Genomic DNA, 12840 nt, shown 5'->3' on the forward strand with positions numbered 1-12840 from the left:
TCACTCCTCTTCCAGGATACGGATCTTAACAACCGGAGCCGTCACAGCCTCAAGACGACCGATTTCATCAAGTGCTCCGCGGATAGCCGATTCTCTGGCGCTGTGCGTCACCACGACCAGAGGAACAGCACCGGCACTTTTACGACCCTTCTGAAGAACCGACTCTATACTGATCTCATATTTTGCCAGGATCCCGGCAATGGAGGCCAGAACCCCCGGTTGATCAAGAACTGTGCAGCGAAAATAGTAGGGTCCGTACAGTTCATCCATGGGAGTGATACGACGGGATTGCATCTGATCGGGCAGATACGACAGGGCCGGTACCCGGCCGATGGAGCCGCAGGCGATGTTACGGGCAATATCAACCAGATCAGCAGCAACAGCACTGCCCGTGGGAATCATGCCGGCTCCCAGGCCGTAAAGCAGCACGTTGCCCACGGTATCCCCCTGGAAATGAATGGCGTTGTAGGCCCCATTAATCGAGGCCAGCAGATGTTGCTGCGGGACCATGGTGGGGTGAACACGTGCCTCGACATGATCACCATGATTGCGGCTGATGGCCAACAGTTTGATTCGGCAGCCGAATTCACGGGCCAGTTCAATGTCCATGGGTTCTATCTGCGAGATGCCTTCCGTGACAATCTGCTTGTGGGTGATCGGTGTTCCGTAGGCAATGGTCATCAGGATAGCGAGCTTGTGGGCGGTGTCGATACCTTCAATATCGTAGGTCGGATCAGCCTCGGCAAAACCCAATCGTTGTGCGTCCTGCAGCACTTCGGCAAAAGGAATCCCCTCATCGGTCATACGCGTTAAGATGTAGTTGGCCGTACCGTTCATAATGCCCATGATGGAGAGAATGCGGTTGGCGACCAATCCCTCTTTGAGCGCCTTGATCACCGGAATGCCGCCACCGACACTGGCTTCAAAGCCCACCTCCACCCCCCTGGCAGCCGCCGCGGCAAAAATCTCAGCGCCTTCCTCAGAAAGCAGCGCCTTATTGGCGGTCACCACATGCTTACCGGCGGCAATGGCCTGCATGACAAAGGTTTTAGCCGGTTCGATACCACCGATCAGTTCAACGATCACATCGATATCCGGATCAGTGATCAGATCTGCGGCGTTCTTGGTCAGGGAAACAGAACTGAAACGATCCGGCAGGGCTGCAGTGCTGTGATCGGCAACCCCGGCAAGGCGAATGCTCATTCCCGTTCGCCTGATCAACCGCTCCTTCTGTGTTAACAGTACCTCTGCCAACCCCTTTCCCACTGTGCCGAATCCGATCAACCCAACCTTGATTTCCCTCATAGCATCACCTGAAAAAATTGAAAAAGGAACCACGCATCGGCAGTTTTCTACCCTCTTTCCAGTTCCTTGTCAAAAAGTATACTCCCCAGGTTCAGGATTCCCTGCCTCCACAGCACATCCGCCAAAGCTGCAATCAGTTGCAACGCCGCCTTCTCTTAGCCCAGCCGGTGCAGTCATCCTGACCGCAGCTGATATCATTTCGCCTGATCCCTCTCATCATTTTCTCTGGCACATTCGACCAGGGTACAGTATATTCAACGAGATTATGAGAGGCTATTCATTTTGCCAGCCTGTTTTTCTGTTATCAGATCAATGTATTATCGAACAATATCCTGGAAAATCTGGAGGAACCCGGCATGAACATCCTGACTTTCGGTCCAAACGGCAGCGGTAAAGGTACCCAGGGTGCCATTATCAAAGAAAAATATGGTGTCGATCACATAGAATCAGGTGCCATTTTCCGTGAGCACATCAAGGGAGGGACCGATCTGGGCAAAAAGGCGAAAGCCTATATCGATCGTGGCGACCTGGTTCCCGACGAGATCACCATCCCGATGGTCCTTGAAACCCTGGCAAAATCGAAAGAAAAAGGCTGGCTGCTCGACGGTTTCCCACGTTCACTGGCCCAGGCCGAAGCTCTGCACAAGGCCTTGCAGGAAGCCGGCATGAAACTTGACTACGTGGTGGAGATCGTCCTTGACCGGCAGATCGCCAAAGATCGTATCATGGGCCGCCGTCTCTGCGCCAATGACAACAATCACCCAAACCATATCGCCTTTGACGCCATTAAACCGGTTGAAAAAGATGGACGCCTGGTCTGCCGTGTCTGTGGCGGTGAGTTGTCCACCCGCGCTGATGACCAGGATGAAGAGGCCATTAACAAACGACACAATATCTACTACGATGAAACAACCGGCACCATGGCTGCAGTCAACTACTTTAAAAATCTGCCCGGTGCCCCGGTGATCTCTGTTGATGGTTCCAAAACCATCAAAGAGGTCTCTGAACTTATCATGAAGGAACTGCCCTAAAACGTCACGATACCTGGTTGACAACAAAAACGTTCCGGTACCTGAGGTGCTGGAACGTTTTTTTGTTTGACAGGCACTGGTTTTCCTTTATGGTTGAAGACATGAAAACACTGCTGTCAACAAATCTGATCTACTCCATCATGGCAAAGGAAGCCTTTGTCAAAGAGGCTGCCGACGATATCCTCCGTCTGACCGAATGGATTCGCGAGGTCTTTGAAGATGGCGGCAAACTGCTGATCTTCGGCAACGGCGGCAGTGCTGCAGATGCTCAGCATCTGGCTGCTGAATTTGTCAACCGCTTTCTTATCAACAGGCGCCCCCTGCCGGCCCTGGCCTTAACGACAGACACCTCGATCCTGACCTCCATTGCCAACGACTTCTCCTATGACCTGGTTTTTGTCAAGCAGATACAGGCGCTTGGAAAACCAGAAGATTTGGCGCTCGGCATCTCCACCTCCGGCAACTCGGTCAACGTTGTTAAAGCCATGGAAACAGCCCGGGCAATCGGCATGAAAACCGTTGCCTTCACCGGCGGCACAACCCGTCCCGGAGGAGACCTGGCCGCTGTCTGCGACCTGGTCCTCAATGTGCCGTCAGACTCCACACCACATATCCAGGAGACCCACCTCTGGCTGGAACACGTCATCTGCGAGATTGTTGAAAAGCAGATGTTCGGCACCACTTAAACTCCACCGCACCCTCAAGGCTCCCCAACTTGCGATATACCCATGGCATTCTACCCAGAACCCCTTGATTTAAGTGGTTTACACACCTATTCAGTCTTCGGTCGCCACTCTAAAGTCAGTGTCAATGACTTTGCCTCGCCTGTCAGACCGGGTATGACTGTGCGCCAGTTACTCTCCAGCCTGCCTGCCCAGCTGGCCGGCGCTGATTTTCCTGATCTGGTCAACCGCATCGTCACCGCTCGCAAACATGGACGCCCGCTGCTTCTGGGTATGGGGGCACATGTGATCAAGGTCGGACTCAACCCGATCCTGATCGACCTGATGGAACGCGGTATTATTACAAGTATTGCACTCAACGGGGCCGGTATTATCCATGATGCTGAAATTGCCATGGTGGGCCGGACATCGGAAGAGGTGGCTGATGTCCTCGGTGCCGGCGCCTTTGGAGCTGCCAAGGAAACCGGCGAAGTCCTCAATCAGGCCATCAGCGAAGGTGCTGCACAGGGTATTGGCATCGGTCAGGCTGTGGGTATGGCCCTGCTGGCCCGCAACTTCCCGTACAACGACCAGAGCCTTCTCGCCATGGCCGCCAAACTTGAGGTACCGGTGACCGTTCATGTGGCCATGGGCACCGATATCATCCACATTCATCCCTCAGCGGACGGCGCAGCCATCGGTCGGGCCGGGCACCATGATTTCCGGCTCTTCTGCCGTCTTGTCAGCGAACTTGAGGGCGGCGTTTACCTCAACGTCGGTTCAGCAGTCCTGCTGCCCGAGGTGTTTCTCAAGGCTCTTACCGTGGTCCGTAACCTCGGCTATGAGGTCAAACAGATCACCACCGCCAACTTCGACTTCATACGGCACTATCGTCCAACCACCAATGTGGTTCACCGTCCGACTCTGGAAGGCGGCAAGGGCTTCAACTTCACCGGTCACCACGAGCTGCTGCTGCCGCTCCTGGCAGCAGCCCTTGTTGACGAGTTTGACAAATAACCCTATTGGCTGTATATGGCCGCTGCAGTCAATCTGTACCGATGTATTCGCCTTCAAAAACAGGAACATTGCATGAGAAATCAACTGCGCATTGGAACGCGCGCCAGTCTCTTGGCTGTCACCCAGTCGACCTGGGTCAAAATTCAGATAGAGTCAACCTGTCCAGGAACGCAGGTGGAGCTGGTGAAAATCACCACCAAAGGGGATCGGATCCTCGACGTCCCTCTGGCCAAGGTCGGTGGTAAAGGGTTATTCGTTAAAGAAATCGAAGATGCGCTGCTGGCCGGGGCAATCGATCTGGCGGTTCATTCGATGAAGGATGTGCCGACCGAGCTTCCGGAAGGCCTGCACATCGGCATCATTCCCGCACGCGAAACCCCCTGCGACGCCTTTCTTTCAACCCGATACGCCTCTGTTGAAGAACTGCCGACAGGGGCCTGCATAGGCACCTCCAGCCTGCGACGCAAAGCACAACTGGCCACTCTCCGCCCGGATCTTACCATCCTCGATCTCCGCGGCAATGTTGATACCCGGTTGCGTAAACTCGAAGAAGGCGAGTTTGATGCCATTATTCTTGCCGGTGCCGGCTTGCATCGTTTAGGCAAAACAGACAAGATCACCACCCTGCTTACACCGGAGCAGATGTTACCTGCCATAGGGCAGGGGGCACTCGGTATCGAGCTGCGCGAAACTGATACCGAACTGCTGGCCGGCCTTCAGTTTTTACATCACCGGGCAACCGCTGTGACCGTTGCTGCAGAGCGGGCCTTTCTCCTACGTCTGGAGGGCGGTTGTCAGGTTCCGATCGGTGCCCACGCTACCTTGTCAGGTGATCAGATCACCCTCACTGGTCTGATTGCGGCTGTTGACGGCAGCATTGTGCTCAAAGAGCACATCACCGGTTCTGCCCGGGAAGCCGCTGCACTGGGCACTGCTCTGGCGGAATCTCTACTGTCCAAAGGTGGTAAAGCCATTCTTGACGCTGTTTACTGCACTGGTTCGTAACCTCCCCATAACCTCATTTCTGTTCAGGCGACTCAACTGTGACCACGACCAATCCTGTACCCCACCCTGCTCCCGGTAAAGTCTATCTTGTTGGTGCCGGTCCCGGAGATCCGGGCCTGATCACCCTGCGTGGCAAGTATCTCCTGGAGCACGCTCAAGCCGTTGTCTATGACTATCTGGCCAATCCCAAGCTGCTGGGCTATGTACCCAAAACCGCCGAACGCATCTATGCCGGCAAAAAGGGAGGCGGCCTCCATGCCTATACCCAGGAAAATATCAACAAACTGCTGGTTCGACTTGCCAGAGAAGGCAAGATGGTGGTGCGTCTGAAAGGTGGTGATCCCTTCATCTTTGGCCGTGGTGGTGAGGAGATAGAGGAACTGGTGAGCGCAGGGATTGATTTTGAGGTTGTACCCGGAGTGACTTCCGCCACTGCGGCCGCCACCTACGCGGGAATTCCCATCACCCACCGGGAATACACGGCCTCTGTTGCCTTTGTTACCGGCCACGAAGATCCGGCCAAAAAGTCCTCCAACATCTGCTGGGAAAAGCTGGCCACTGCAGCCGGCACCATCGTTGTTTATATGGGGATCAAAACCCTGCCCAACATCACACAAAAACTGATGGATTTCGGTCGTTCTCCGGAAACCCCGGTGGCTGTCGTCCGCTGGGCGTCTACTCCTCAGCAGCGCTCCGTGGTCGGCACCCTGGCCACGATCTGCGATATCGTACACAACGCAGACATCAGACCGCCGGCACTTGTGATCGTCGGCGAAGTTGTCAACCTGCGTAACACCATTGACTGGTTTGAAAAAAGACCGTTGTTCGGCCGACGCATCGTTGTCACCCGCACCCGCGAACAGGCCAGTGAGCTTGTTGCCCAGCTGGAGGAGTATGGGGCCGAGTGTCTGGAATACTCCACCATTCACATCGAGCCGGTGGACGACTTCACTCTTGTTGACCGGGCAATCGGTGAGATGGCAACCTATCAGTGGGTACTGTTCACCAGCCTCAACACTGTCAGCCATTTTTTCCAAAGACTTGCCGCACTCGGCTACGACAGCCGTCTTCTTGCCGGCACAAAAGTAGCCGCCGTTGGTAAAGCCACTGCTGAAGCACTGCATGCCCACGGTATCACAGCAGACCTGGTGCCACAAAAATTCACAGGCCAGGGATTAGCCGAGGCCCTGCTCTCTGTTGAAGTCAAGGGAAATCGGATTCTGCTGCCCAGGGCACTGCACGCCAGCGATATCCTGCCCGAGATGCTGACCGATGCCGGTGCAGAGGTTATTATTGCTCCGGTCTATCGAAACGTACCGCAGGAAGGTGTCAAAGATGAGCTGCGTGATCAGTTGCTTGCCGGTTCCATCGACATGGTGACCTTTACCAGCTCTTCCACGGTAACCAACTTCCTGGCAATGATAGAAGGCGGTGGTGCCGGTGAACTGCATCGCCTGCTCGATCAGGTGGACATCGCTGCGATCGGGCCGGTCACTGGGGAAACTGTGCAGAAATATGGTCTTGCTGTGACCGTTCAGCCACAACGCTACACGATCAGCGACATGGTACAGACCATTGTTGCTCACTATCGCAACAAATCCGGTCATGCTGCCTGATCAGCGGATCTGTCGGGTACATCTTCCCCGACCCGGGAATCATCGGCCACCCGCACCAGAAAACAACGATACACCGGTAGCAGATGAAAATGCGAAAGCACTGCGCTGTACACTCTGCAACACCGTCATCACCGGACAAGAACAGGCCGTGGCTGTTCAGGGTGGGCATGAACACGCCTTTTTCAATCCAGCGGGTATTGCCTTTGAAATTCGCTGCTTTCGTACCGCACCCGGTGCGATCCCTCAAGGCAACGCAAGCGACACCTTTACCTGGTTTTCCGGTTATCACTGGCAGATCGTCCTGTGTATCAACTGTCACACCCATCTTGGCTGGCGGTTCATCGGAGACTCTATCTTTTTTGGCCTCATTGCCTCGCGATTGCAATAAACGTATCGGTGTGAACGGTCCCGGCAAAGAGCAGAAGCCGGCAACCTTTTGGTCATCGCCGTACTTTTATTTTTTCTTGTTCGACAAAATATTAAAAGTTGCATAAATTACATATTTTATCGGTAAAAATATCGATATTTCTTCAATAACGCCGCTTCCTCAACAGCGATTTTTTCTGTATGAGGCAACAGGACAACATGAAATCTTTTATCGGGCTCAGATGTGTTGACCTCTTTTCATGCCAACAGTGCCCGTATATTTTTCCGCTTACTCAGTCGCCGGCCACACGTTTTCCTGAATACTTGAGCAAGGAGTGCCCACCGTGAAACTGAACCTCTGCTGTGCATCTTTCTGTCATGTCAACCGTTACCGGTGGTTCCTGACCTGCTTCAGTCTGTTCTGCTGCACATTACTCATCTCTGTCGCCTCTTTCGCTGCTGACGGCAAAACAGGCCCACCAGCTAAACAGCAGGTGATTATCCTTCCCTTTACTGTCGAAATCCCTGGTTCGTACAGCTACCTGAAGCATGGCCTTGCCAGTACCCTGGCGAGCCGCCTCTCCGCACGAGCCGGTGTTGCTGCAGTTGCCCAAGGTAGCATCTCCGAACAGATGGCCCTGACCCTCAAAGAGGGCAATCATGCTGCCTTTGGTCAGCTGCTCCGCCAATCCGGTGCACAACACGTGATCATCGGTTCTCTGGCACCCAAAAACAATCAGTTTGAACTGACCTGCTACGTCTTTTCACAGAGCGGTACGCAACCACCCAGACAGTTTATTCAAAGTTTTACCATTGTGGACGACGCCATGCAGGCCGTTGATGAGCTGGCCTGGGACATAAGCGGTACTCTCTTTAACAAACCCCGCCCGGAAATACGAGATGCAGCCAAACAGACAACCGACATGGCGACCTTCCAGACCGCTCACCCGGAACGCGCCTATCGAGAAGGCCGGTACGCGGGCATGACCACCGGCCTTGAGGCAGGTGGTCTCTTCACGCTGGCCAACACCTTGCGCAGCCGGGCCCTTCCAGTGCAAGCCATGGACATAAACGCCGGTGACCTGGATGGTGACGGCAAGGATGAGGTTGTTCTTCTGACCACCGACAGCCTCGTGATTTATCGTTATGATGACAACCAGTTCCGCATGCTGGCTACAGTTAACCTGCCCAACCATATCCGCTATCACTCCGTCACTCTGGGAGATTTCAACAAAAACGGCCTGCAGGAAATATACATCAGCGGCAGCAATGGGGACATGCCCGACGCCACAGCCATGGAATGGAACGGTAAACGAATAACCACACTCTTTGAGCATGCCCGCTGGTATCTCCGAACCATGGCTTCACCGGGAGAGGCACCTGTACTGCTGGGTCAGCGAAGCTTAGCCGATGACCTTGGCGGCGGTGGAATTTTTGAAATGCACCTGGATGCTCAAAATACCCTGAACGAAGGGCAACGCCTCAACATTCCCAAAGGCCTTTCCGTGTTTGACTTTGTTCTGGCAGACCTCGACGGCAGCGGTAATAAGGTTGTTGTGGCCATCAACAGCCAAAACCGGCTGCAACTGTATGACACCGCAGGTTCTGTGCGCTGGACAAGTCCTGATACTTTCGGGGCAAGCAACAACTTTTTCGGAACCCTCACCAGTGCCAACAATGCTGCCTCAAGCGAAAAAGAGCCTGCCTGGATTCGGACCAGGATCGTGGTTGCTGATCTGGACGGCGATCATATCAACGACATTCTGGTTGGTCGCAACCGACTGGAGACCGTGCCTTTTATGCCAAATCTCCGATACTTTGCCGGCAGTTCACTGGCCGCCTTCAAATGGGATCGCTTCAGCCTGACCCGCCTTTGGGAATCTAAAAAAATTCCCGGCTATATCGCGAACTATCAGGTCCTCCACGCTGATCCGGGAAGCACGGAATACGCAGTCCTTTTTGCTGAAGCAGAAACCAGTTATCCATTTATCTTCTGGCAGAGTGCATCCACGTACCTCAACAGCTACACCCTGCAAATCAATCTCCAGGGATCAAATCAAAGCATCTGGGACAGCCAGGATCTCCCCTCTTCTGAAGAACAGTGAGGAAAAGAAGTGCCACTGTGGAGCACCACAGACAACAAGAGTAAAATTTTTTAAACTCAAGTAAAAAAAACTTGACGAGCATCACAAGTTATTTTACGCTGCAGTCGGTGAATTCGTTTTTTTAAGGTTTAGCTCTGTTGTGGAGACACTCTACCAACACCTACACAAGAAGGAGAGAGAAATGAAAAAAGTACTAGTTGCAGGCGCAGCCCTCATGCTGGTAGGCGGCTTAGGTTCCACTGCCTCCGCTGCTGCTGTTGAGCCCGGAGTAAAGATCACCGGTGATGCCCGTGTTCGTCTTGGCTATACGGATAAATACCACATGAATTCCAGACAGTTCGGCAACCGAAATGCCGGCGGAGTTGATCAGGTTGGTGAGTACAATTACAAGGGCCAGACCAACATGGATTCCCGTATCCGGTTGAATGTTGTCGGAACCGCAGCAGGCGGTGCCTATGCCAAGGCCCGTTTCCGTATGGAAGGATCCTCCGGTGATATTGATAATGACCCTGCCGTTACTCAGCCGCCAATCAACTCCGGCAGCAATATCTGGGTTGACCTGGCTTACATTGGTATTCCTTTCAACGACAACCTCACCGTTGAACTTGGCCGATACCGTTCCACCTACGGCCCGATGGGACCGACCTACAACTTCTTCTATGATGATGTCAGCTCCTACGGGATCCGCGGTATCATTAAATTTGATAATGTAGAGATCAACCCCTTTATCGAATGGATGGAAGAGGCACAGAACGGCGAGTACACAGGCTCCCTCAGAAGAGTTGCTGCTGAAGACGATGATGTTATGCGCTACGGTGTGCATGCCAAGACCAAACTCAACAACGACTGGACCATCGGTGGTATGCTCGGCTATCAGACCGACTCACGCCCTGAAGTGTGGACCGCAACCGGTATTCAGTACTTCGAACCCAACGAAGGTCTGTTCGGTTCTCTCTATGTGTCCGGTAAGGCCGGTGCCTTTGGCCTGAACAGTGAAGTGGCCTTTACCAACGCCGACCTGAACAACTTTAACTCCTGGGAAACCGACACCTGGACCGTTTCAAATAACGGTAATGACCTGATCGGCTCCAAGGACACCGGATACGGCGGCTATGTGTTGCCGACCTACACCATTGACAAGCTGACCCTTGGTCTTAACCTTGGTTTCACCACCAAAGGTTTCCAGCCTGACCGGGCCTTTGGTACCGGCGTTATGATGGGTTCTTCCGACAACAGCCGTATCTCCTCCATCCGTATCGGTGATTTCGGCAACTGGCTCTGGGGTGGACTGATTGTCCAGTACCAGGCAACCGAAGCACTGAAGCTGACCGGTAACTTCATGTATGCAGATATCCATACCTGGGACAGCAAGGGTGTGGCAGGCGACGGGCCGAATACAACATCCGCATCCATACCGGGAACGGAAGCTACCGATTACAGTGCCGGTGGTGTGAAGAGCGCCTGGGAGGTATCCGGAATTCTCCAGTACACCATCAGCCAGGGTATGGACATGTACCTGTCCGCTGGTTATCTGAAGCCCAAAGTTGAGGGATATCTTGAAGAAGATGACGGCGTGTTTGGTGCACTTTCACGATTTGAGCTGAAGTTCTAAAACATCTCGTTTCCAAAAGAGCTGTCTGCACAGAGGTGTGGGGTTGATCATCAGCCTCACACCTTTTTTTATGGATTCCTGTCTGAAACAACGAACAGGCTATCTGATCAGGAGGCATCCTGATTGGTTATAGGCAACTCATCCTGTGGTTTCGGCAAGACAATTGTTGCCCGCATCCCATTACCGCTGCTTTGAAGCACCAGTTCACCACCGTGTTCTTCAACAATTCGCCGGACAATGGTAAGCCCCATACCTGTTCCCACGACCTTGGTTGTGAAAAACGGGTCGGTTGCATACTCTACAGTTCCCCGGCTCAATCCTTTACCGGTATCGTGAATGATGATACGTACCTGTTTGTCCTCTACTTCCACAGAGACCGTTAACTCACCTCCCAATGGCATGGCCTCGATACTGTTACGAAAAAGATGCACCAGTGCCTGCTGAATCTGGCGCGGATCAATCAACAGTTCCAGATCATGCTCAGGCAGGACGAGATTCTGGCGGATCCCCCGCTCGTTCAGTGTCTTGTAATAGAGCAGCAGCGATTGACCGATAAGCGGCAACAGCGAAACCCGTTCCATCTCCGGTTTAGTCTGTTCAACAAAAACAAAAAGATCTTCCAGGATCTTTTCAATCTTTTCCGCTTCACCCGTCATCATCGAAAGAAACCGTAACCACTCTTTGTTCTCAATTTTACGGGCAAGCAGGCGGGCCGTTCCGCCAATGGCCGTGATCGGATTACGAATACTGTGTGCCAGCTGGGCAGCCATGTGCCCCAGAGCCGAGTAGCGCTCTGCATCGATGAGCAGGTCTTTATTTTTTTGCAGTTCTGCCGCCACTGCCTCAAGCTCATTCATTTTGCGTTGCATTGCTGTATGCAGACGGCAGTGTTCAATGGCAAGACTGGCTTGACTTGCAAAACCCTCCAATGCCTTTATCTGTTCTTCATCAATCGGGTGACGACTGACAAAATGATCCGCAATGATGACCCCCAAGGCCCTGCTGGGTGAGAAGAGGGGCACAACCACAAAAGTATCTTCCTGCAGCAGGCCGAGGAGCTCAAGGGGGACTGAAAACTCAGACTGCCCGTTCACCACATTGATGGATCGTCGCTCACGGACCGCCCGGATTAAAACATGCTCACTGTTCAAGGCATCGACCTGCAAAGCACGGGCAATTCGATTCACCTCGACATTCATGGTGTTGCTGTCGTCCCGGAGGCGGGCGATAAGGTCATGCAATCCCAGCTTTTGATCCTGGATTTCCTGCCAGATCCGACTGCCTTCCTCCCTGTTCGCCGGTCCGATGGCGGACCGCCCTTTCAAAAGGGCACCATCCTCATCAAACAGGGCAAGAAAGGCACGGTTAAACCCCACCCCCTCTTCTGCAGTAATACCAACCAGGATAGCGTGCAATACCTCGTCCAGCTCGGTGGTCCCCAGGTAGGCGGTGTTCATTTTCAAGGCTAAATCATGGGCCAATTGAATCCGAAAGTTTGCCTGCTCGATTCGCCGCTGGTAATGTCGGTTACGGATGGTCAGGCGTCGTTTTTCCAGTACACGGTGCAGGGCGGAGTGCAGGTCAGGGAATTGTACAGGCTTAACCAGATAGTCGTCAGCTCCCTGACGAAGGCAGGCAAGTGCGGTGTACACGTCCGAAACAGCGGTCAGCATGATAACCGCCAGATCCGGATACCTCTGCTTCAACTCAGGGATGAGGTTCGCTCCATCACCATCAGGAAGACCGATATCCAGCAGTACAAGCGCCACATTGCTCATCGTCAGCTGGCGATGCAGGGCGTCGGCGGAGTGAGCAGTAACTGCCGGCAGGTTGTTCTTATGGAGAAAGTCCTGGACAAGACGAGTAAATTCGAGAGAATCGTCAACAATGAGAATACACTCCTCATCTTCAAGGAGTTCGTGCTCATTGATCATCGACAGAGATGGTGAAGATACATTGCCGGTCATGGAGAATGGGAACAGGGAACTGATTTATCGGAAAGATTCTCTCTTACTGTTGTTTTATCATAAAAATTTCAGCTGTCAAACCGTAAAGAAGTGACTCTCGAATTGCCGACTGCTCTGGTCCATGGTATGGACAAAACATTACGGTCAGTCAAAG

General features: G+C 53.2%; 10 protein-coding genes. 8 read left to right on the forward strand and 2 right to left on the reverse strand.

Annotated elements, in window-relative coordinates:
- Entirely contained in the window at positions 1-1305 is a 1305-nt protein-coding gene (locus HP555_RS00560) for a homoserine dehydrogenase (RefSeq protein WP_199263289.1), read from the reverse strand.
- 356 nt (positions 1306-1661) lie between these two features.
- Between HP555_RS00560 and HP555_RS00565 the strand changes: the two genes are divergently transcribed.
- The 8 genes from HP555_RS00565 (at position 1662) to HP555_RS00600 (ending at position 10719) form a co-directional block, all read left to right on the forward strand.
- Positions 1662-2336 carry an adenylate kinase gene (locus tag HP555_RS00565; protein ID WP_199263290.1) on the forward strand — a complete coding sequence of 225 codons (675 nt, stop codon included), beginning with the start codon at positions 1662-1664 and terminating at the stop codon, positions 2334-2336.
- 101 nt (positions 2337-2437) lie between these two features.
- The gene (locus HP555_RS00570) at positions 2438-3022 is read left to right on the forward strand and encodes a D-sedoheptulose-7-phosphate isomerase (RefSeq protein WP_199263291.1); all 585 of its coding nucleotides are present in this window, start codon (positions 2438-2440) and stop codon (positions 3020-3022) included.
- Between the two features lie 42 nt (positions 3023-3064).
- A complete protein-coding gene (locus HP555_RS00575; RefSeq protein WP_199263292.1) occupies positions 3065-4015 on the forward strand; it encodes a hypothetical protein in 951 nt (316 codons plus the stop codon).
- A gap of 72 nt (positions 4016-4087) precedes the next feature.
- Positions 4088-5020 (forward strand): hydroxymethylbilane synthase, encoded by a 933-nt coding sequence (hemC, locus tag HP555_RS00580; protein WP_199263293.1) that lies wholly within the window; start codon positions 4088-4090, stop codon positions 5018-5020.
- Positions 5021-5058: 38 nt separating this feature from the next.
- Positions 5059-6636, forward strand: coding sequence for a uroporphyrinogen-III C-methyltransferase (gene cobA / locus HP555_RS00585; RefSeq protein ID WP_199263294.1), 1578 nt, complete (start codon positions 5059-5061; stop codon positions 6634-6636).
- On the forward strand, positions 6626-7024 hold the full coding sequence (locus tag HP555_RS00590; RefSeq protein WP_199263295.1) for a cereblon family protein: 399 nt from the start codon (positions 6626-6628) through the stop codon (positions 7022-7024). Before cobA ends, HP555_RS00590 begins: the two co-directional genes overlap by 11 nt.
- 322 nt (positions 7025-7346) lie before the next feature.
- Positions 7347-9107 (forward strand): FG-GAP repeat domain-containing protein, encoded by a 1761-nt coding sequence (locus tag HP555_RS00595; RefSeq protein WP_199263296.1) that lies wholly within the window; start codon positions 7347-7349, stop codon positions 9105-9107.
- Between the two features lie 181 nt (positions 9108-9288).
- Complete coding sequence (locus HP555_RS00600; protein WP_199263297.1) at positions 9289-10719, forward strand: porin family protein; 1431 nt, start codon at positions 9289-9291, stop codon at positions 10717-10719.
- A 107-nt stretch (positions 10720-10826) separates the two neighbouring features.
- On the opposite strand, the gene HP555_RS00605 is transcribed toward HP555_RS00600, so the two are convergent.
- Entirely contained in the window at positions 10827-12686 is a 1860-nt protein-coding gene (locus tag HP555_RS00605; RefSeq protein ID WP_199263298.1) for a hybrid sensor histidine kinase/response regulator, read from the reverse strand.
- Positions 12687-12840 lie beyond the last annotated feature (154 nt).

Source organism: Desulfobulbus oligotrophicus (genome assembly GCF_016446285.1).
Taxonomy (GTDB): Bacteria; Desulfobacterota; Desulfobulbia; order Desulfobulbales; family Desulfobulbaceae; genus Desulfobulbus; species Desulfobulbus oligotrophicus.

What these genes read in the sequence shown, in the direction of transcription:
- hemC (WP_199263293.1), top strand. Translation starts at nt 4,088, where the DNA reads ATGAGAAATCAACTGCGCATTGGAACGCGCGCCAGTCTCTTGGCTGTC.
- HP555_RS00600 (WP_199263297.1), top strand. Translation starts at nt 9,289, where the DNA reads ATGAAAAAAGTACTAGTTGCAGGCGCAGCCCTCATGCTGGTAGGCGGC.
- HP555_RS00570 (WP_199263291.1), top strand. Translation starts at nt 2,438, where the DNA reads ATGAAAACACTGCTGTCAACAAATCTGATCTACTCCATCATGGCAAAG.
- HP555_RS00590 (WP_199263295.1), top strand. Translation starts at nt 6,626, where the DNA reads ATGCTGCCTGATCAGCGGATCTGTCGGGTACATCTTCCCCGACCCGGG.
- HP555_RS00560 (WP_199263289.1), bottom strand. Translation starts at nt 1,305, where the DNA reads ATGAGGGAAATCAAGGTTGGGTTGATCGGATTCGGCACAGTGGGAAAG.
- HP555_RS00605 (WP_199263298.1), bottom strand. Translation starts at nt 12,686, where the DNA reads ATGACCGGCAATGTATCTTCACCATCTCTGTCGATGATCAATGAGCAC.
- HP555_RS00565 (WP_199263290.1), top strand. Translation starts at nt 1,662, where the DNA reads ATGAACATCCTGACTTTCGGTCCAAACGGCAGCGGTAAAGGTACCCAG.
- HP555_RS00575 (WP_199263292.1), top strand. Translation starts at nt 3,065, where the DNA reads ATGGCATTCTACCCAGAACCCCTTGATTTAAGTGGTTTACACACCTAT.